20 protein-coding genes are annotated in these 19653 nt (G+C 71.2%); 6 read left to right on the forward strand and 14 right to left on the reverse strand.

Going from position 1 to position 19653, the window contains the following annotated elements:
• The first annotated feature begins 42 nt into the window (after positions 1–42).
• From ACOZ35_RS15595 to ACOZ35_RS15605, 3 genes are all read left to right on the forward strand, one after another.
• Positions 43–1587 carry a cytochrome P450 gene (locus tag ACOZ35_RS15595; protein WP_424014418.1) on the forward strand — a complete coding sequence of 515 codons (1545 nt, stop codon included), beginning with the start codon at positions 43–45 and terminating at the stop codon, positions 1585–1587.
• Positions 1588–1597: 10 nt separating this feature from the next.
• Positions 1598–2728 (forward strand): bactofilin family protein, encoded by a 1131-nt coding sequence (locus ACOZ35_RS15600; RefSeq protein WP_424014419.1) that lies wholly within the window; start codon positions 1598–1600, stop codon positions 2726–2728.
• 96 nt (positions 2729–2824) lie between these two features.
• On the forward strand, positions 2825–3730 hold the full coding sequence (locus ACOZ35_RS15605; protein WP_424014420.1) for a dihydrodipicolinate synthase family protein: 906 nt from the start codon (positions 2825–2827) through the stop codon (positions 3728–3730).
• A gap of 27 nt (positions 3731–3757) precedes the next feature.
• On the opposite strand, the gene ACOZ35_RS15610 is transcribed toward ACOZ35_RS15605, so the two are convergent.
• Positions 3758–4570 (reverse strand): YkgJ family cysteine cluster protein, encoded by an 813-nt coding sequence (locus ACOZ35_RS15610; protein WP_424014421.1) that lies wholly within the window; start codon positions 4568–4570, stop codon positions 3758–3760.
• A 139-nt stretch (positions 4571–4709) separates the two neighbouring features.
• On the opposite strand from ACOZ35_RS15610, the gene ACOZ35_RS15615 reads away from it, so the two are divergent.
• The gene (locus ACOZ35_RS15615; RefSeq protein ID WP_424014422.1) at positions 4710–5156 is read left to right on the forward strand and encodes a DUF5788 family protein; all 447 of its coding nucleotides are present in this window, start codon (positions 4710–4712) and stop codon (positions 5154–5156) included.
• A gap of 19 nt (positions 5157–5175) precedes the next feature.
• On the opposite strand, the gene ACOZ35_RS15620 is transcribed toward ACOZ35_RS15615, so the two are convergent.
• The 6 genes from ACOZ35_RS15620 to ACOZ35_RS15645 all read right to left on the reverse strand — a co-directional run bounded on the left by ACOZ35_RS15620 (position 5176) and on the right by ACOZ35_RS15645 (position 10435).
• Positions 5176–5646 (reverse strand): Rieske (2Fe-2S) protein, encoded by a 471-nt coding sequence (locus ACOZ35_RS15620; RefSeq protein ID WP_424014423.1) that lies wholly within the window; start codon positions 5644–5646, stop codon positions 5176–5178.
• A 92-nt stretch (positions 5647–5738) separates the two neighbouring features.
• Positions 5739–6338, reverse strand: a complete 600-nt coding sequence (locus ACOZ35_RS15625; RefSeq protein ID WP_424014424.1) for a hypothetical protein — start codon at positions 6336–6338, stop codon at positions 5739–5741.
• Positions 6339–6441: 103 nt separating this feature from the next.
• Positions 6442–7380: an aminotransferase class IV gene (locus ACOZ35_RS15630; protein WP_424014425.1), complete on the reverse strand. Its 939-nt coding sequence runs from the start codon at positions 7378–7380 to the stop codon at positions 6442–6444.
• Entirely contained in the window at positions 7373–8017 is a 645-nt protein-coding gene (locus ACOZ35_RS15635) for an anthranilate synthase component II (protein ID WP_424014426.1), read from the reverse strand. Before ACOZ35_RS15635 ends, ACOZ35_RS15630 begins: the two co-directional genes overlap by 8 nt.
• A complete protein-coding gene (locus ACOZ35_RS15640; protein ID WP_424014427.1) occupies positions 8014–9762 on the reverse strand; it encodes an anthranilate synthase component I family protein in 1749 nt (582 codons plus the stop codon). Before ACOZ35_RS15640 ends, ACOZ35_RS15635 begins: the two co-directional genes overlap by 4 nt.
• 52 nt (positions 9763–9814) lie before the next feature.
• Complete coding sequence (locus ACOZ35_RS15645; RefSeq protein WP_424014428.1) at positions 9815–10435, reverse strand: helix-hairpin-helix domain-containing protein; 621 nt, start codon at positions 10433–10435, stop codon at positions 9815–9817.
• Positions 10436–10539: 104 nt separating this feature from the next.
• On the opposite strand from ACOZ35_RS15645, the gene ACOZ35_RS15650 reads away from it, so the two are divergent.
• Complete coding sequence (locus tag ACOZ35_RS15650) at positions 10540–10998, forward strand: transporter (protein WP_424014429.1); 459 nt, start codon at positions 10540–10542, stop codon at positions 10996–10998.
• 474 nt (positions 10999–11472) lie between these two features.
• Here ACOZ35_RS15650 and ACOZ35_RS15655 read toward each other — a convergent pair whose 3' ends face one another.
• The 5 genes from ACOZ35_RS15655 to ACOZ35_RS15675 form a co-directional block, all read right to left on the reverse strand.
• The gene (locus ACOZ35_RS15655) at positions 11473–12297 is read right to left on the reverse strand and encodes a shikimate dehydrogenase (protein WP_424014430.1); all 825 of its coding nucleotides are present in this window, start codon (positions 12295–12297) and stop codon (positions 11473–11475) included.
• A gap of 69 nt (positions 12298–12366) precedes the next feature.
• A complete protein-coding gene (locus ACOZ35_RS15660; RefSeq protein ID WP_424014431.1) occupies positions 12367–13503 on the reverse strand; it encodes a DUF373 family protein in 1137 nt (378 codons plus the stop codon).
• An 85-nt stretch (positions 13504–13588) separates the two neighbouring features.
• Positions 13589–14524 carry a signal peptide peptidase SppA gene (sppA, locus tag ACOZ35_RS15665; RefSeq protein WP_424014432.1) on the reverse strand — a complete coding sequence of 312 codons (936 nt, stop codon included), beginning with the start codon at positions 14522–14524 and terminating at the stop codon, positions 13589–13591.
• 144 nt (positions 14525–14668) lie between these two features.
• Positions 14669–15592 carry a coiled-coil protein gene (locus ACOZ35_RS15670; protein ID WP_424014433.1) on the reverse strand — a complete coding sequence of 308 codons (924 nt, stop codon included), beginning with the start codon at positions 15590–15592 and terminating at the stop codon, positions 14669–14671.
• A gap of 248 nt (positions 15593–15840) precedes the next feature.
• Complete coding sequence (locus tag ACOZ35_RS15675; RefSeq protein WP_424014434.1) at positions 15841–16518, reverse strand: 2,5-diamino-6-(ribosylamino)-4(3H)-pyrimidinone 5'-phosphate reductase; 678 nt, start codon at positions 16516–16518, stop codon at positions 15841–15843.
• 94 nt (positions 16519–16612) lie between these two features.
• Between ACOZ35_RS15675 and ACOZ35_RS15680 the strand changes: the two genes are divergently transcribed.
• On the forward strand, positions 16613–17062 hold the full coding sequence (locus tag ACOZ35_RS15680) for a VOC family protein (protein WP_424014435.1): 450 nt from the start codon (positions 16613–16615) through the stop codon (positions 17060–17062).
• Between the two features lie 37 nt (positions 17063–17099).
• Here ACOZ35_RS15680 and ACOZ35_RS15685 read toward each other — a convergent pair whose 3' ends face one another.
• Together ACOZ35_RS15685 and metG are read right to left on the reverse strand one after the other, a co-directional pair.
• On the reverse strand, positions 17100–17306 hold the full coding sequence (locus ACOZ35_RS15685; RefSeq protein ID WP_424014436.1) for a hypothetical protein: 207 nt from the start codon (positions 17304–17306) through the stop codon (positions 17100–17102).
• Positions 17307–17377: 71 nt separating this feature from the next.
• Positions 17378–19501 carry a methionine--tRNA ligase gene (gene metG, locus ACOZ35_RS15690; protein ID WP_424014437.1) on the reverse strand — a complete coding sequence of 708 codons (2124 nt, stop codon included), beginning with the start codon at positions 19499–19501 and terminating at the stop codon, positions 17378–17380.
• Positions 19502–19653 lie beyond the last annotated feature (152 nt).

Here is a 19653-nt window from a genome sequence, read left to right on the forward strand (position 1 = left end):
TCCGTGCCAAGGCTCAGTCCGCCGCGGCGTCGATCGATCCGTATGGGCGAGACGACGACTCGATCCGACGGCGACGCCGATCGGGCGACCAGCCGCGCAGACGACGGCTCCGATCCGTTGACGGAACGCGCCGGCGACGACGCCGATCCGTCGACGGAGCGCACCGGTGACGACGCCGACCCGACGCGACCGCCGGCGCCCGGAGGGCTTCCCCTGCTCGGGAACGTTCACGAGCTGGCGAGCGACGCGCTCGCCTTCTACGAGCGTCGCGCCGCGACGCACGGCGGCGTCGTCCGGTACGACGTGTTCGGCACGGAGAGCTACCTCGTCACCGACCCCGCGGCGATCCGGCGGATCCTCGTCGACGACCACGACCGATACGAGAAGGGGTCGATGCCCCGAGAGCAGCTCGGCGGGCTGCTCGGCGACGGGCTGTTCCTCGCCGAGGGGGACGACTGGCGGGACCAGCGGACGGCGATCCGCTCCGCGTTCTTCCGCGAGCGGGTGGCCGAGTACGGCGACCCGATGGTCGACCACGCGCGCCGCGCGGCGGCGTCGTGGGACGACGGCGACGTCGTCGACGTCCACGCCGCGGCGACGGACTACGCGTTCGACGTCCTCGCCGAGAGCCTGCTCGGGAGCGACGTGGAACGGGAGCGCGAGACCGTCCGCGCGGCCGCCGAGAGCGTCACCGAACGGTTCGACACGCGGCGGTTGACCTCGTTCCTCCCGGCGTGGGTGCCGACCCCGACGAACCGGCGGTACCGGCGGCGGCTGGACGCCCTCCGGTCGACGATCCGCGACCTCGTCGCCGAGCGCCGCGCGGCCGACCCGCCCGCGAACCCCGGTGCCGCGGATGACCTCCTCGGGACGCTCGTCGCGGCCGCCGACATGGGGGCGATGGACGACGACCGGCTCGTCGACAACGCGGTGACGTTCCTGTTCGCCGGTCACGAGACGAGCGCGCTCGGGCTCACGTACACGCTGTACTGCCTCGCCGACCGCCCCGCGTTTCAGGACCGAGTCCGGCGCGAAGTCGCGGCGCTGGACGGCGACCCCGAGCCCGCCGACCTCCGGGCGTGCCCCGCGCTGACCGCGGCCGTCGACGAGGCGCTCCGGCTGTACCCGCCCGTTCACTCCTTCTTCCGCGAGCCGACCGAGCCGGTGACGCTCGGGGGCCACCGCGTCCCGGCGGGCGTCGTGTTGACCCTCTCCCCGTGGGCGGTCCACCGCGACGAGCGGTGGTGGGACGACCCCGAGGCGTACCGCCCCGAGCGCTGGCTCCGCGACGAGGCGGCGGGGCCCGCCCACGGCGACGACGCTGCCGGGCCGGCGGTCGGCGAGCGCCCGGAGTACGCGTACTTCCCGTTCGGCGGCGGGCCGCGCCACTGTATCGGGATGCGCTTCGCGAGACAGGAGCTGCGGCTCGCGACCGCGACGCTGCTCCGGCGGCTGCGGCTGGAGCCCGTGACGGCCGACCTGTCGGTGCGGGCGAGCGCGAACACGCGGCCGGCCGAGCCGGTACGCGTGCGCGTTCGCACGCGAGACGAATCGCCCGAAGAAACCGATCCGGCCGTTTCCAGATAACTGATACCCAATGTGTCCAGACAGCGACTCCCCGCGCACCGTCCTCTCAGATACCAGTACCCGTCGTCGCGTCGCCGTCGTGCTCGCGACGGCGCTGCTCCTCTCGCCGCTCGCGACGGGCCTCGCGACGGCCCAGTCGGTTCAGGGCCCGTCCGGGTCCGTCGTCGTCGAGGAGGGCGAGACGGTCGACGGGCTCGACGGCGTCGCCGGAACGGTGGTCGTCTACGGGACCGTCGACGGCGACCTCTCGGGCGCGGCCGGGTCGATCCGCATCGCGGAGTCCGGTCGCGTCGCCGGAGACGTCCGCGCTGCCGCCGGGTCGGTAACCGTCGCCGGCACGGTCGACGGGAGCGTCGAGGTCGGTGCCGGATCCTTCGAACTGACGGAGACCGGGCGGATCGACGGGATGCTCGACGCGGGTGCGGGGTCGGTCCGCGTCGACGGCGCGGTCGGCGGCGACGTCCGCGTGAGCGCGGACTCCGTCGTTCTCGGGCCGAACGCGGACGTCGGCGGCGAGTTCCGGTACGACGCCGACGAGTTCACTGAGAGCCCGAACGCGGCGGTCGCCGGCGGCGTCGTCGAGGACACGAGCCTCGGAGGCGACCGCGGCACCGGCGTCGCCGGCGGGGCCGATCGGCTGCCCCCGTGGGCCGGGTCCGCGTACGGTGTCGCCGCCAACCTGCTGTTGGGCGCGGTCCTGCTGCTCGCGTTCCCCCGGTTCTCCCGGGCGGTCGGAGACCGCGTCGGCGCCGACCCGCTCGTCAGCGGCGGGATCGGTCTCCTCGCGCTGGTCCTCACCCCTATCGCCCTCGCCCTCGTGGCGGTCACGGTCGTCGGGATCCCGCTGGCGCTCGCCGGGTTCGCGGCCTACGGCGTCGCGCTCTGGGTCGGGTCCGTGTACGGTCGGTACGCGCTCGGCGCGTGGGTGCTCGAGCGCGTCGGCGGCCGGAACCGGTGGGCGGCGCTCCTGATCGGCGTCGGCGGAGTCGCCCTGATCGGGCTGCTCCCGTGGGTCGGCGGGCTCGTCGAGCTGCTCGTCCTCCTGCTCGGCCTCGGCGCCCTCGCGAGAGGGCTCTGGGACCGGTACCGCGGCACGGCCAACCGGACTTTCCCCGAGCGTGACCCGGTCGACGTCGACTGACGGCTGCGGTCGCTCTCTTCTCCTCCGTCGCCGCCCTCTTCGGCACCGCCTGCCACCGGACCAAGGTCTTTGTCACGCCCCGTCGAACCGGCTCACATGACTGCTCCGGAGTTCCGACACGGCGCCGTTTCACCACCGATCGTCACCCCGTTCGACGCCGACGGCGACGTCGACACCGACACGCTCGCGGGCCACGTCGACGCGCTCGTCGACGCCGGACTCGACGGGATTGTCCCCTGCGGGACCACGGGCGAGTTCGCCAGCCTCACCGACGAGGAGCGGCGGACCGTGGTCGAGACCGTCGTCGACGCGGCCGACGGGCGGATCCCGGTGATCGCCGGCGCGGCGGATACCTCGGTCGCGGGGGTCCGCGAGCGCCTCGACGCCGTCGACGCAGCCGGCGCGGACGCGGCGCTGGTCACCCTCCCGTACTACCACAACTCCACGGCGCCGGCGGGACAGCGGGCCTTCCTCGACGCGGTCGCCGACGACGCGCCGCTCCCGATCTACCTCTACGACATCCCGTCGACGGTCGGCGAGCCGATCGACCCCGACGTCCTCGCGGCCGTCGCCGAGCGCGAGTCGGTCGTCGGGCTGAAAGACACCAGCGGCGACATCTCGGCGGTCGACACCGCCGTCGACCGGACCCCGGACGAGTTCACCGTCTTCCAGGGCGTCGACGCGCTGTTGTACCCGAGCGCGAGCCTCGGGGTCGACGGCGGGATCCACGCCCTCTCGCAGGTGATCCCGGAGGTCTTCGTCGCGCTCGGCGAGGCGATCCGCGACGGCGACGACGAGCGGGCGCTGACGCTTCACCGCCGCGCGGTCGCGCCGCTGTTCGACCGGTGCGGGGACCACGGCTTCGCGCCCGCGACGAAGGTCGCGGCCGCCCACCGCGGGTTCATCCCGGACCCGGCCGTGCGCCCGCCGCTCACGCTCCCGGACGAGGACGCCCGCGAGGCGATCCGCGCCGACGTGGACGCGGCGCTGGACGTGGTCTGAGCGCGCCGAAAATCCGGAACCCGACTCCTACTCTCCGCCGATAGGGGCCCCGTCGGCCTCCTTCGGGCCCTCGGAGTCAAAGACGACGACGTCACCGTCGGCGCGCTCTCGCGCGCTCGGATCGTAGTTGTCGCGCACGCCGATCGCCTCCTCCAACTCGCGCACCGCGCGTTCCTTCAGTGCGCCGGCCAGTTCCTCGGCGTCCTCGCGGGAGATGTCGCGGCCGAGCCCCTCGCACTCGTGGGCGCGGACGACGCCCGCCTCGTCGACCGCCTCGCCCATCGGCTGGCTCGTCCCCTCTAGCGCGACGCTGAACGGGTAGGTCCGGCAGATCAGCGGCCGCGCGTCGTGGACCGTACACGCGCCCTGCCCGTCTGACTCCTCGTAGAACGTACAGTCGCCGCAGTCGTCGGTCGCGAGCGCCCACTCGAACGTCTCGCCGACCGGCTCGCCGTCCGCGTCGGCGTCGAGGCCGAACGGCATCGGCCGGGCCACGTCCCGCCAGTCGTACGACTCGCCGGACATCTCCTCGGCGGCGTCGGCGACGCGGCGCACCTCGTCCGGGAAGACGGTCGCGGTGTGGGGCTCGCGGTCGGCGTCGTCGTCCGTGCCGCCGTCGTGGCATCCGGAATCGGTCTCGGCGCTCTCGTCGCGTTCTCCGCCGCCGCCGTCCCTTCCGCTTCCCTCCTCCGCCGGCGCACCCCCCGGTTCGTCGGGGGCGTAGCCCGTACAGCAGCCGCCACAGCGCGTGCACTCGAAGCCGATGGACTCGATGGCGTCCGCGAGTTCCGCGACGTCGAGGTCGCGGGCCGCGGCGAGTTCGGCTTCGAGCGACTTCATGTCTCCCGGTTGCGGCGCGGCGCGGTTAACATCGTCCCTTGCGGGCGTGCGACGCGTTTGGCCGGACCCGGACGCCCCGCTCGGCCGACGACGACCCCGGTCGAAGGAGCGAAGTACGCCCGCTCCCTACCGACTCAGCGTGAAGGAGTTCGAGCGAAAACAGCTCCTGGAACGGGTCAACCGAGAGTCCTCGACGATCGGCGTCGACATCCCGGAGTCGATCGAGATCCAGGGCGAGGCGATCGACCTCCGGTCGTTCGTCTTCGAGATCAAGCGCCGCGACTCGGTCCCGCCCGGCGAGCGCGACCGGGTCGACCGCGCCAAGCGGAACCTGCGACGCGAGCGGCTCGACCGGCTGGAACCCATCGAGGAGAACGAGGTCAGCTACGAGGAGGGCGAGCGGCTGGCGGCGTCGATCATCGGTATCGACCGCGCGCTGGAGGCGCTGGAGGGGCTCGACGCGCCCGACCCGGAGACCGAGGCGAAGCGGCAGGAGGCCGCCGACCGGAAGCGCTGGATGAACTTCTTAAAGAAGGCGCTCGGCCGCGACGACGCGAGCGGCGGCGGCGGTCGGACGCGTTTCTGACCGGACGCGCTCGGGAGGGTCAGTTCCCGGTGAAGTCGATCCGCGAGCCGCTCCCGTCGCCCTTCCCGGCCGAGGGGCCGAGCCGGACGAACTCGTAGGCGTCGTCGTTGAGGTACACCGCGCCGTCCGCGACCGCGACGTCGACCGATTCGAGGACGGCGCCCTCACAGGGGCCGAAGTTGCAGTAGCCGCCGTCGGCCTCGAACGTCGCCCCGTGCGTCTGACAGAACACCTCGCCGTTGCGCACGAACGCCCCCTCGTCCTTGTCGAGGCGGACGTCGGTCCAGTGTTGACAGTAGTTCCGGAACGCGCGCACCTCGCCGGCGGCCCGGGTGAGGATCGCCTCGACCTCCGGGGTCCCGTCCTCGCTTTCTCCGAGGTCGCCCTCGCCCTCGTCGACCGCCGCGGAATCGACCGGGCGCAGCGTCGCGAGCAGCGTGCTCTCTTCCGGGACCTCCTCGACGCCGGCGATCCGGCGGTGCTCGTCCATGCCCGAGCGAGGCCGGCGACCGGCTTGAACGTTGTGCGTTCCGGCGTCGGACGCGGTCCGCTTGCCGAAGTGAACTCCTCGGACGGTCCGAATCAGACCCCGAGCCACTCGTCGTCGCGCACCTCGTAGCCGTGCTTCCGACAGTACTTCGCCGCCTGTCGGCGGAGGTCCCGCGACCCGGGGACCGACTCCGTCTCGGCTATCTGGTCAACGACCCAGTCGGCGATCGCGCGGACCCCCTCCTCGTCGTCGAGTTCGTCGATGTCGCTCAGCGCGCGGAAGGTCCGCTCGAACGCCTCGTGTTGCGACCGCCCGAACTCCTCGTTCGGGAGCGTCGCCGCCGCCTCGACCACCCGTTTCATCGCGGCCGCGACCGCCGGCCGGCGGACCCGTTCCCGGACCGTCGCGGGCGTGTCGAACGCCTCCATGTCGGCGTCGGGGAGGAGGTCCGCGACGTTGTACACGCGGGCCCCGGACTCGAGTTCGCGGCTCCCGATCGCGGCGACGATCTCGCGGCCCGTCGCCGGGAACGTCAGCGGTTCGAGCGCCGACTCGAACTCGTCGGCCTCGTCGGGGTCGATCGGCGGCTCGGGCTCGTCGGCGCGGTCCTGCGCTTCCTCCATGTCTCGCTCGCGCTGTCGCCGGTCCTCGTCTGCTGCCTGTTTCTCTCGTCCGTCCTTGTCGTCTGCCATTCCTTATCTACGGCTTCCGGCGGGATAACGGTGTGGTCGAGCGTGACTCGCAGACCGGTTCGGCGGTGGCCCGCGGAATCCGTCGAGCGGCCCGACGTCCCGCCTACAGCCGCTCGCCGTCGTAGTGCGACTCCTCGATCCGTCGGGCGAACAGCCGCGAGAGGAGGGTCGTGAGCGGGCCGGCGACGCCCTCGTCGTCGCCCCCTTCGCCCTCGCCGCCGCCCCCTTCGCCGCCGACCGAGATGCCGTCGACGGTCGCAACCGGTCGGATCTCCCACGTCGAGTTCGTGAGGAAGGCCTCGTCGGCCTCGCGGACCGCGTCCGGCGCGTACGTTCCCTCCTCGACCGGGATCCCCTCCGACTCCGCGATATCGATCACGGTCGCTCTGGTGACGCCGGGCAGGATCGGTCCGTCGAGCGACGGGGTCTTGAGGGCGGTCCCGTCGACGAAGAAGAGGTTCGAGGTCGCGCCCTCGGCGACGTTGCCGTCGGGGTCGAGCATGAGCGCCTCGTCGGCGTCGGTGACGCGGAGTTCGAGCCGGGCGAGGATTCCGTTGAGGTAGTTGTGCGTCTTCGCGGCGGCCGGGAGCGCGCGGTCCGCGGGCTTGCGCGTCTTCGTCGTCTGGAGCGCGGCCGGGCCGTCGTGGACCGGGTCGCTCTCGACGCCGCCCCGCGGGAGCGGCTTCGCGATCACGACGACGGTTGGGTCGATTTCCGGTTGCGGGTCGAGCGTGCCGGGCTGGACCCCCCGCGAGATCGAGAGCTTGACGTACGCGTCTGCGAGGTCGTTCGCGGCGAGCGTCTCGTCGACCCGCCGTTTCAGCTCCGCGTCGGCGATTCCGTGGTCGAGCGCGAGCGTCTCGCAGGTGTCCGCGAGCCGGTCCGCGTGCGCCTCCCACCGGAAGACGTCGCCGCCGTACGCGCGCATCGTCTCGAAGGCGGCGTCGCCGTAGGCGAACCCGCGGTCCTCGACGGAGACGGTCGCCTCAGAGGCGGGGACGAGCTCGCCGTCGACGTGGTACCGCAGCGGGTCGTCACTCATGCGCTTCGCACACCTCCACGAAGTTCTTCACCAGCCGTTTCCCGCGAGGCGTGAGGATGCTCTCGGGGTGGAACTGGACGCCGATGTGGGGCTTCTCGCGGTGGCGCACGCCCATCACGACCTCGCGCTCCTCGGCGGTGCGCGCGGTCTCGATCAGTTCGTCCGGGAGGTCCTCGCGCTCGACGCACAGCGAGTGGTACCGCCCGACGCGGAGCCTGTCGGGGAGGCCGGCGAAGACGCCCTCGCCGTCGTGGGTGATCGTCGAGGGCTTCCCGTGGACGACCTCGGGCGCGTGACCGACGCGGCTCCCGCGGCTGGCGCACAGCGCCTGGTGGCCGAGGCAGACGCCGAACACGGGCCGGTCGAGCTCGAAGACGGCTGTCGAGACGCCCGCCTCGGCCGGCGTGCCCGGCCCGGGCGAGACGACGACGCCGTCGGGGTTGAGTGCGCGGATCCCCGCGAGATCGACCGCGTCGTTCCGCCGCACCGTCACCGCGCCGGCGACCTCGCCGACGTACTGGACGAGGTTGTACGCGAACGAGTCGTAGTTGTCGACGACGAGGACCCGCGCGTCGGACTCGCCCGCGCCCGGGCGCCAGTCGTCTCTGTCCGCACTTTCGACGTCTGAGCCCGTCATCGCTCCACCGCCTCCTCTGCCGCTTCCTCCACCGGTTCGTCGACCGCCATCCCGCCGGCGGCGAGCGCCTCGTCGACCGCGCTCACCAGGGCGCGCGCCTTCGCGAGCGTCTCCTCGTACTCGGCGTCCGGGTCGGAGTCGTGGACGATCCCGGCCCCGACCCGGAGATGGTACTCGGCTGCGTGGCGCACGAGCGTCCGAATGACGATGTTCAGCGTTGCGCGGCCGTCGAACCCGGCCGCGAACATCGACCCGGTGTACGGCCCCCGTCTGGTCGGCTCCAGCTCGTCGATTATCTCCATCGTCCGCGGCTTCGGCGCACCCGTGATGGTCCCGCCGGGGAAGCAGGCGGCGACCGCGTCCGCGAACCCGGCGTCCGGGCGGGCCTCGCCCTCGATCAGGCTCACGAGGTGCATCACCTCGCTGTAGCGGTCGACGCGGCGGTACTCCGCGACGTCGACCGTGCCGAACCGCGACACCTTCCCGAGGTCGTTGCGCTCCAGATCGACTAACATCGCGTGTTCGGCGCGCTCCTTCGCGTCGCCGGTGAGCTCGGTCTCCAGTTCGGCGTCGGCCGCCTCCGTCTCCCCCCGCGGCCGCGTCCCCGCGATCGGCTCCGTGACGAGGCGCGCGCCGCGCTCGGGGTCTTCCGTCGGCTCGCGCTCCAAGAGGAGCTCCGGGCTCGCGCTCACGAGGTCGACGCCGGTCGGACGGTCGGCCCCGCTCCCGCCGAACTCGATCAGTCCCGAGTACGGCGCCGGGTTCACTTCCCGAAGCGCGTCGTACGCCTCGACCGGGTGGACCGCGGCCGGCGCGGTCAGCCGCTGGGAGATGTTTGCCTGGAACGTGTCGCCCTCGCGAATGTACTCCTTGACCCGCCGGACCGCGTCGGCGTACCCCTCGCGACCCACGTCGCTCTCGAAGGTCGCGCTCTCGGCGGTCGGATCGGGCGCCGGTCCCGAGGCCGGTTCGCCGGTCTCGATCCGGGCTATCAGGTCCCCGGCCCGCGTTCGGCCCTCGTCGAACAGCGCGTCGAGCGCGTCGCGGTCGGCCTCGGGGTCGTCGAGTCCGTTCGGGACGCGCGGGCAGGCGGTCACCCGGAGCGTGACGGCCTCGTCGCTATCACCCGTCTCCACCGGGCACTCCCAGGCCGCGATCCGGTCGAACAGCGCGGCCCGGAGCCGCGGGAGCCCGCGGTCGTCGACCGCGCCGGGGCCCTCGGGCGCTGCTGGCGGAAACGCCTCGAGTTCGCGGGCGACGTCGTAGGAGAGCCAGCCGAACGCGCCACAGGGGTACGGCACCTCGCAGTCGCCGCGCACCAGCGTCTCGCCGTCGAGGATCCCTTCCAGCGCAGCGAGCGAGGGCGAGGGGCGCCGGTAATCGCCAGCGGATCCGGAGTCGCCTCCGTCGCCGGATCGCTCCGGGCCGTCGCCGGATCGCTCCGGGCCGTCGCCGGATCGCTCCGGGCCGTCGCCGGATCGCTCCGGGCCGTCACCCGCGCCGGCGACGACCGCCTCGCCGGCGACGGTCAGCCGCTCGACCGGGTCGACGCCGAAGTACCCCCACCCGGACTGGCCGCCGGTCGTCTCGTAGAAGACGCCGCCGGGGCCGTCGCGTGCCCGGCGGTAGGCCGCGAAGGGGTCGTCGACGGCGACGCGGAGCTCGACCGGGACCCGCGCGCCGTCCGGGGCCGCGGCCGCGACCGCGCGGAACCGCTCCCGGTCGGTGTGTACCGTTCGCCTCATGGGACTCCGTTCGGCGGCGGCGACGAAACAGTTGCGGTCGCCCGACCCGCCCTCAGAACTCGCTCGCGCGGTCGATCCACGTCGCGGCGCGCTTCTCGCCGACGCTCGTCCCCTCGGCCACCGCCGCGGCGTCCGCGCCGGCGAGGTCGTCGACCGTCTCGATACCGATCTCCGCGAGCCGCTCGGCGTACGCCGGGCCGATCCCTTTGATCTCCTCGACGCTCGGCCCGCGGTCGTCGTCGTCGACCGCGACGTCGTCCGCCTTGGTCCCCGCGGCCTCCGCCTGCTCGGCCGCCTCGTCGGCCGCCGCCCCCTCGTCGTCGACGAGGGACTCGGTCGAAGCGGCGGCCTCCGTCTCGGTGGCGACCGCCTCGTCGTCGGCCTCGTCGTCGTCGTCGGCCTCGTCGTCCTCCTCGGCCTCCGGGCTCTCGTCGACCTCGTCGGCTTCCGCTACTTCGCTCTCTGTCGCTTCCGGTTCCTCGGCGGCTTCCGGTTCCTCTGCCTCGACCGGATCGCTCGCCTCGGCGTCGTCGGTCGGATCGCCGTCGGTCGCGGACGCGTCGGCCGCCGGCTCCGATTCGCGCTCGACCGTCACTTCCGTCTCGCCGGACTCGCGCTCGCTCGAACCGCTCCCGAATCCGAGCTTCTCTTTGAGCTTCTGGAGTAGAGCCATTGCCGGCGGCTACACGTGCGAGATATTTAAAAACCCTCTCCGCCGCAAGCAACCGCCGCCGCCGTCCCGCCGGTTTATAAGTGGGACCGGCGCGTTCTGATGGTATGAACGCTCTCAATCCGGTCATGTGGTCGGTCCACGTCGGCTTCGCCGTCCTCTGGGTCGGCAGCGTGCTGTTCGTCACCCTTGCGATCCTCCCGCCCGCCCTCCGCGGCGACATCGGCGGCGAGGCGCTCGGCTCGGTCGTCGGCCGCCTGCGCTGGATCACTCGGATCGCCGCGGTCGCGTTCGTCGCCTCCGGCGGTCACATGGCCGGGACGCAGTACACGTTCACGGGGCTGACGAGCACCGCCAGCGGTCACCTCGTGTTGACGATGCTGGGGCTCTGGTTCGTCGGCACCGGACTTGTTGAGGTTGCCGGCTCGAAAATCGTCGACGGTCTCGACGCCGGCAAGCTCCGTGAGCCCGCCCGCGACGCCAAGCCGTTCCTCTACGGGGCGTCCGCCGTTTCCGTCGGGCTCATCGTCACCGCCGGACTGCTCGCGAGTCCGACGCTATTTTAAAAATATCCGGGTCGGGTAGTCCGATCTTTTTAAGATGTCGTCGACCGCTGATAAATAGCTAATAGCAGATCGGCGGCGAATAGCTCCAAAGCCCCAGTCGCTCGCTTATAAATGGCTGACAACAGATCGGCGGTGAACACCTCCAAATCCCCAGTCGATCGCTTATAAAACGTCGCTGCTGAATCGACGGCGAACACCTCCAAAGCCCCAGCCGTGAGGCGGCAGTACGCTCGGTGCGCTCCTCGTCACTCGCTTCGCTCGTTCCTGTGGTGCTTCCGTCGCCTACTGCCGCCTCACGGCTGCCCCTTTGAGCCCCACCCGCCCGCACCGCAACCGCAGCCTCACGCCTCCCCAGCCTCGCCGCTCACGCCCTTCGGGCGTTCGCGGCGTCCCTCGCGCGTGCTCCTCGCGCCCTGCGGGCGCTCGGAGGCACGCGCCACCGCATCTTCACTTATAAATAATCGCTCTACTGAGTCACTCCAACTCCGCCCGCAGCGCCGCGTTCATCGCCTCGACCGGCGCGTCCTCGCCGGTCCATATCTCGAACGCCTCGACCCCCTGGTAGAGGAGCATCCACGCGCCGTCGACCGTCGTCGCGCCCGCCGCGGCGGCCTCACGCAGCAGGCGCGTCTCGATCGGCGCGTACACCGCGTCGAGGACCGCGAGATCGCCGTGGAGGTGCTCCGCGGGAACGGGCGTCTCTTCGGGCGCCTCCATCCCCACGCTCGTCGCGTTGACGAGCAGGTCGGCGCTCGCGACGCGGTTAGCGAGGTCGTCGAGGCCGCCGCCGGTCGCGCCCGGCACGTCCTCGGCCAACTCGACCGCGCGCTCGGCGGTGCGGTTCGCCACGTGGACCGTCGCGCCCGCGTCGGCCAGCGCGAACGCCGCCGCGCGCCCCGCGCCGCCCGCGCCCACCACGAGCGCGTCGCGGCCGTCGACGGCTACGTCGTGGTGGGCGAGCGCCCGCGTCACCCCGGCGGCGTCGGTGTTGTGCCCGCGCGGGCGGTCGGCCTCGCCGGTCTGGACCGGCGAGAAGTCGACCGTGTTCACCGCGCCGATGCGCTCGGCGAGCGGGGCCGCGTCGACCGCGCGCAGCGCGTCCTGCTTGAACGGGACCGTCACGTTGAGCCCCGCCACGCCGAGGTCGGCCGCGCCCGCGACGGCTGCGGCCGCGGCGTCGGCGTCCGGCTCGAAGGTCACGTACCGCGCGTCGAGCCCGAGCGCCTCGTAGCCCGCCTCGTGCATCGGCGGCGACAGCGAGTGGCCGACCGGGTTCCCGATCAGTCCGTACACGTCCATGCCCGCTCACGCGGCCGCGACCGACAAAAGGCGGTCGGTCGGGGGCGGCTCCTCCGGTTCCGTCCGGTCTCACTCCCGTCGCCCTTCGGCGTCCCGCTCGGCGTCGATGACGTCCTCGAGGGTCTCGGTGCCGACGTCGCTGGCGACCTTGACGCCGACGAGCGACACGACGATGCCGCCGACGATGAACGCCGCGAGCTGCTGGACCGGAGTCATCGTCATCCCGTACATCGACAGCGGCTCGTGGATCGCCTCCTGCGCGAGGAAGTAGCCGGCGAACCCGCGGACGACGAGGGCGACCGCGGCGATGACGAACGGGAGGTTGAGGTACGGCGTCCGGATCCCCTCATCGCGGATCAGCTCGTCGAGCAGCCGCCCCACGGCCGCGGTCACGCCCGCGACGGCGAACCACGGGACCGCGGCGTAGGCGAACTCCACGACCTCGACGAGCCGGGGCGATCCGGGCCCCAGGTCCGAGGCGGCGAGGAAACCGAAGAACCCGCCGACGAGGGCGAGTCCGCCGGCGACGACGTACGTCACGATAGACACCTGCCCGGCGTACAGCGCCTCGCGGACCCGCTCCGGCATCCCCGCCACGAACCGGTCGATCGCGAGGCCCTTGTACAGCAGCGCGGCGCCGAGCAGGCCGGCGACGCCGGCGACCGCCTCGCCGGCGGAGAACCAGTAGAACAGCGCGGGCACCAAAAGCAGCGCGACGCCGAACGGCACGAGTATCGTCGACCGCAGCTGCTCGTCGGCGAGGAATTGCTTGAGGAGGTAGTAGGTGGACTCGATGTCGCGGGCCTGGCGGACGACGACGCGGTCGACCGAGTCGACCGGGATCCGCGACTCGACGACCGGGAGGACGCGCTCGTCCTCGGCGGAGTCGACGACGACGATCGCGGCCCGCGGGTCGTACCGGTCCACGAGGTCGTCGAGCTGGGACGCGATCGACCGGTCGGCGCCCACCGCGGTGTCGCTCTCGGCGGAGACGACCGCCACGACCGACTCCTCGCGCTCGTCTCTGAGGTCGCGCGCGACGCGCAGCGACTCCAGCAGGCAGTTCACGCTGGCGTCCTCGGGGTCGTCCAGCCCGGCGTCCGTGACCAGCGACCGGACGGCCTCCCAGCCGGCGACCGGCATCGGGACGTTGGTGGCGCGACCGATCGCCCCGGACCGGTCGACGCAGATGACCAGCGTCGTCACGTGTCGACCCACACCGCGACCGGACAAAAATCCTCCCCGTCGACCGCCGCGCGTCGTTCGGCTCCGGTGGGCCGCCTTCCGCCCGTTATCGGAACTCCACGTCGATGTCGCCGCCGTCGTCGACGAAGGCGTCCGAGACGCCGCTTCCAGCGGCGAACGCGACGCGCTCGGCCCCGATGCCAAGCCGCTCGGCGAGCCCGCGCTCGGGGGTGAACTCCCGGACCTCGGGTTCGGCGCCGAGCAGGTCGGCGAGCCGGTCCTCGACGTCGTCTTCGGTGCCGAGCTCGTCGACGAGCCCGAGCTCCGCGGCGTCGTCGCCGAGGTACACGCGCGCCTCCGTCTCGCGGATCTCCTCGGGGTCCATGTCGCGGCCCTCGCTCACGGTCTCGACGAACTGCTCGTAGTAGCCGTCGATGATCCCCTGGAGGTACTCGCGCTCGTCCTCCTCGATCTCCTTCAGCGGGACGCCGGCGTCCTTGTACTCGCCGGCGGTGAACTGCTCGTAGGAGATGCCGAGCTTGTCGGCGAGCCCCTTCGCGTTCGGCCGGGAGCCGACGACGCCGATGGAGCCGACGAGGCTCGCGTCGCGCGCCCACAGCTCGTCGCAGCCGCTCGCGATCCAGTAACCGCCGGACGCGCAGAGGTCGGTCGCGTACGCCACCGTCGGCCCATCGAACTCGGCGGCGGCCCGACGGATGTCGTCGCTCGGCACGACCTCGCCGCCGGGCGTGTTGAGCTCGACGAGCAGCGCCTCGACGTCCTCGTCCTCGTCGGCCGCCTCGATCTGCTCGACCACGTCGTCCGCGGTCGCGCCGCCCGGGCCAGACAGCGGCGAGGGTCGTCCCTGATTCCGCCGGATCGGCCCCGACACGGTCACCTTCGCGGTGTTGTACTCGTCGGCGTCACCGAACCGCCCGCCGGTGAGCCGCGCGAGCACCGCGCGGCCCGCGAGCGTCGTCGCCGCGCCTATCGCGGCGGCCGCGAGCAACCCCTTCCGTCCGTTCGTCGGCGCGTCGTCCATACCGACGGTTGACGGCGCACGCGTTTATAAGCTGCCGTGGCGGTCCCGCCGGCCGTCGTGGTCGGTCTCTCCGCTCGACGGCGGCGACGCTGTCGGCCGCGAAAAACCGCAGAAAAACCACGTCGGAACCGGGGGTCGACCGACTTACAGGAGGCCGGTCTTCTGGAGCTTCATCAGGTCCTCGGTGTCGAGCGTCTCGCCCTCCTTGAACTTCTGATAGATCTCCTCGGCCTCTTCCTTCTCCTCTTCGCGCTTCTCGGCGCGCTCGTCCTGCCGCTCTTCCTCTTCCTTCTTGTCGAGCTCGCGCAGGCGCTTCTGGACGCGGACGAAGTCCTCGTGGTGGCGGTCGGCCGCCTCCTGGGCCTCGACGAAGAGCTCGTGCATCTCGTCGGCCTCGTCGCGGATGTCGTCGGCCTCGCGGTAGGCCTCGATCATCTGGTTGTGGTGTTCCTGGGCCTTGTCCGCGAGCTCCGTCACCTTCTGGTGGTGCTGGGACGCCTCGGAGCGGACCTCCTCGGCCTCCTCGACGAGGTCGTCGAGCTCGCTCGTGTCGTCGACCTTCTCTTTCTTCTCCGCGAGCTTCTCGCGTTTGTCGTCGATCTTCTCGATCAGCTCGCGCTCGTCCTCCGCGTCGAGCACTTCGGTCTGCTGGCGGAACTCGAGGTCCTCAATCTCCTCTTCGAGCTCCTCGATGGACTTCCCGGAGCCGAGTTCGAGGTCCTGTTTGAGCTCCTCGACCTCGTCGAACAGCTCGTTGGCCTCGGCGTTGAGCTCGTTGCGCTTGTCCTTGTGTTCCTGGACCTGCTCGTTGAGCTCGTCGCGCTGCTCGCGGTGTTCCTGGGCCTCGTCGACCTTCTCGCGCGTCTTCGCGTTGAGGTCGTCGCGCTTGGAGGCGCGCTCGGACGCCATCTGGTTCAGCTCGTTGCGTCGGTCTCGCAGCTGACCGGCGCGCTTGATGAGCTGACCCTTGGAGCCGTTCTCCAGGTCGTCCTCAGAAAGGTCCACGTTGTCCGCCTCGTCCATCGGTTCCACGTCGTACTGCTCGATGACTTCTTCTTTCGTTACCATTTGTTATCTCTCCATCACCGCTCCGGCGATAGCGGACGCTCGCTGTGGTGCGTCGGGCCGTCTGTAAGAACTCCCGTTCATTTCAGCGTGCGATTCCACCAGCGCCAGAGGCGTTCTGGTACCCGCAACTACCCACGGCCGATACATAAATACTTCGGTGATTTTCGTGCGTACCGGTGCCACGGCGCGTGTACCCGGCGATTTCCGTGGTTACCGTTCACACGGAGGCGCGGATCCGCGACCGCCGATCAGGGCCCGTCGCCGTCCCCGACCTCGTACGAGAGGACGACCCCGTCGTCGAACGCCTCTGTCTCCGTGAGCGTCAGTTCGGGGAACTCCTCGGTGAACCCGGCGCCGTCTGCCAGCGTGGGCGCGTCGCGGCCGCCGATCACGAGCGAGCCGACGTAGACGTGAAGCTCGTCGACGACGCCGGCCTCGAAGCAGGAGAAGATCACTTCGCCGCCCCCCTCGACCATCAGCCGGTCGACGCCGCGGTCGGCGAGCTTCTCGACGCCCTCGGCGACGTCGACGCGCTCCTCGCCGGCCACGATCACCTCCGCGCCGGCGTCGGCGAGCGCCTCCCGTCGCTCCCGGTCGGCCGCCGCCGCCACGAGCAGGTACGTCGTCGCCGCGTCGTCGAGGATCCGGGCGTCGGTTGGCGTCCGACCGGTCGAGTCGACCACGACGCGGGCGGGGTCGCCGGGGCGCCCGTTCCGCAGGCGCTCGACGCGGCGGTTCTCCTCGTCGAGCGTGAGGTGCGGGTCGTCCGCGAGGACGGTCCCGACCCCGACCAGCACCGCGTCCGCGGCCGCCCTGACGCGGTCGACCCGGTCGAAGTCCTCGGGGCCGGAGATCCGGAGCTGTTCCCGGCGGCGGGTGGCGAGCTTCCCGTCGACGCTCTGGGCCGCGTTGACGACCACGTGCATACGCGAGGGTCGTTCGGACGCGGAATGGTCGTTTCGGTCGCGGGGGTCGGTCCGGCCCGACACCGTTTTCTCGCCCGCCGCCGACCCGCGGACCGTGTCCGACCCAACCGCACACCACGTCGGGATCACCGTCGCCGACCTCGACCGCGCCGTCGAGTTTTACACAACGACGTTCGACCTCGACGTCGTCGCCGAGTTCTCGGTCGGCGGCGACGCCTTCGCCGAGGCGGTCGCCGTCGAGGGCGCCGCGGCCGAGTTCGCCCACCTCGACGCCGACGGCGTCCGCGTCGAACTCGTGACGTACGACGCCGCGGACGAGGCGGGCGACGGTCCGATCGACGACGCCGGCCCGGTCGACCGCCCCAAGTTGAACCGCCCCGGCGCGACCCACCTCGGCCTGTCCGTCGACGACGTCGAGGCGTTCTACGCCGACCTCGCGGACGACGTGGAGACGCTGAGCCCGCCGCGGACGACCGAGAGCGGGACGACCGTCCTGTTCGTTCGCGATCCGGAGGGGAACCTGATCGAAGTGTTGGACGCCTAAGGCGCCCGATGCGGGCTGCGGCGCGCGCGTTTGCCAGCTACCGATTCGCCTCGCGCATCACGAGCAGCGTCACCGGGAGGCTCGCGATCACGAGCCCGTACGCGCCGCCGAGGATCGGCTCAACGCCGAACTCGGGGGCGAGCAGGTAGCCGGCGGCGAAGCCGATCGGATCGAACACCACCGCGAAGAGGATGATCTGTGCCTGAAACGACAGTGCTTCGAACCAGCGGGGGAGGAGGGCCATTGCGGTCCCGTGTTCAATAGTCAATCAAATAAAACTTCGAGAAGCCGCACCGCAGTCCACCGCGGTTCGGATTACTTCACTTTCGTCCCGGGTCCGGCGTCCTCGTAGGTGGTGAGGAGGTCGGCGTCCTCGCCGGCCGCGAGGACCATCCCGTTCGACTCGACGCCGAACAGCTCCGCCTTCTCCATATTTGCGAGCACGATCACCTTCGTGTCGGGGAGGTCGTCGACGTCGTGGAGCTGCTTGAGTCCCGCGACGATCGTTCGGGTCTCAGCGCCCAGGTCGACGGTGAGCTTCACGAGGTCGTCGGCGCCCTCGATCCCCTCGGCCTCCTCGATCCGGCCGACGCGGATGTCCAGTTCCTGGAAGTCGTCGAAGCTGATGCGGTCGTCGCTGAGGGGTTCGATGTCGGTCATGTCGGTGTCGTCTGTGGTGTCTGTTTGGTCGTCGTTCTCGTCGTCGTCGCTCTCGTCGCCGTCGTCGGAGGATTCGGACTCGGCGACGCGGGCTTCGAGCTTCTCGTTCAAGTCCTCGACGCGCTCGTCTTCGACCTGCTCGAACAGCTCTGTCGGCTCGCTCAGGTCGCCGGCGGGGCCCTCGCGGGCGGCCTCGACGGTCGCGTCGTGGACGGTGCCGGGCTCGCCGAGCTGGGCCCAGAGGCGCTCGCTCTTCTCGGGGGCCAGCGGCTCGAAGAGGACGGCGATCGCCTTCGCGAGCGCGACGCAGTCGTAGATGACCTGCTCCGCTTCCGCGGGCTCCTCGTCGACGAGCTTCCACGGCTCGTTGCGCTGGATGTACTCGTTGCCGAACCGCGCGAGATCGGTGACGGCGTCGCCCAGCGCGCGGACAGAGTAGTCGTTGACCGCGGCCGCGAACTCGTCGACCGCCTCGTCGATCCGTGCCGCCACGTCGTCGCTCGGGGCATCGGCGTTTGGGCCGTCCTCGTAGTTGCGGTGGGCGAACAGCAGGGAGCGGTAGAGGAAGTTGCCGACGGTGCCCACCAGCTCGGTGTTGACGCGCTCGGCGAACTTCTCCCACGAGAAGTCGACGTCCTGCTGGAACCCGCCGTTGGTCGCGAGATAGTAGCGCAGCGGGTCGGGATGGAACCCCTCGTCGAGGTACTCGTCGGCCCAGACCGCGCGGTCGCGGCTGGTCGAGAACCCCTTGCCGTCGAGGGTGACGAACCCGCTCGCCATCACCGCACGCGGCTCGGCGTGGTCGGTCGCCTCTAACATTGCGGGCCAGAAGATCGTGTGGTGCTGGATGATGTCGCGGCCGATCACGTGGACGATCTCGCCGCCCTCGGGGTGGTCGTCGCTGACGCCCTCCTTCCAGGCGGTCTCCCAGTCGAACGCGTCGGCGCCGACGCGCTCGGTGTACTGCTTCGTCGAGGAGATGTACTCGATCGGGGCGTCGACCCAGACGTAGAGGACGAGGTCCTGCGGGTTCTCTCCGGGCAGGTCGATCCCCCAGTCCATGTCGCGGGTGATACACCAGTCTTGGAGCCCCTGTTCGATCCACTCGCGGGGCTGGTTCCGGGCGTTCGAGGTGCCTTCGAGCCGGTCGAGGAAGTCGGAGAGGTAGTCGGCGAACTCCGAGACCGCGAAGAACTGGTGGGTGCGCTCGCGGTACTCCGCGGGGTTGCCGGTGATCGTCGACTCGGGGTCCTCGACCTCGCCGGGTTCGAGGTGGCGCTGGCACCCCTCGTCGCACTCGTCACCGCGGGCGTGCGCCCCGCAGTACGGGCAGGTCCCCTCGACGTAGCGGTCGGGGAGGTACTGGTCGTCGACGGGGTCGTACGCCACCATGATCTCCTTCTCGTAGAGGTGGCCGCCCTCGTCGAGGTCGCGGACGAGCTGCTGGGTGATCTCGGTGTTCGTCTCGTCGTGGGTGTGGCCGTAGTTGTCGAAGTCGACGTTGAACTTCGGGAACGTCTCGGCGTAGCGCTCGTGCCAGTCGAGCGCGAACTGCTCGGGGGAGACGCCCTCCTGCTCGGCGTTGACCGCGACCGGCGTGCCGTGCATGTCGGAGCCGGAGACGAACGCGGTCTCCTGGCCCAGTCGTTCGAGCGCGCGGCTGTACACGTCGCCGCCGACGTAGGTGCGGAGGTGGCCGATGTGGAGGTCGCCGTTGGCGTACGGCAGTCCACAGGTTACCACCGCCGGGCGGTCGGTGGGGAAGTCGTCGTGGCTCATGTGGTGTGTGTATCGAGTTGTCGTGGATACGGGCCTAAAGCCCGCTGGTTCGGGGCCGTCGGCGCCGGTGCGGATCGGTCGCGGATCGCCGTCCGCTCCGCGGTTCGCGAGGCCGACGGCTCGGGGCTGCGGAAGGCGACGGGATTCACCGC

Source organism: Halorubrum xinjiangense (assembly GCF_049604745.1).
Classification (GTDB): domain Archaea; phylum Halobacteriota; class Halobacteria; order Halobacteriales; family Haloferacaceae; genus Halorubrum; species Halorubrum xinjiangense_A.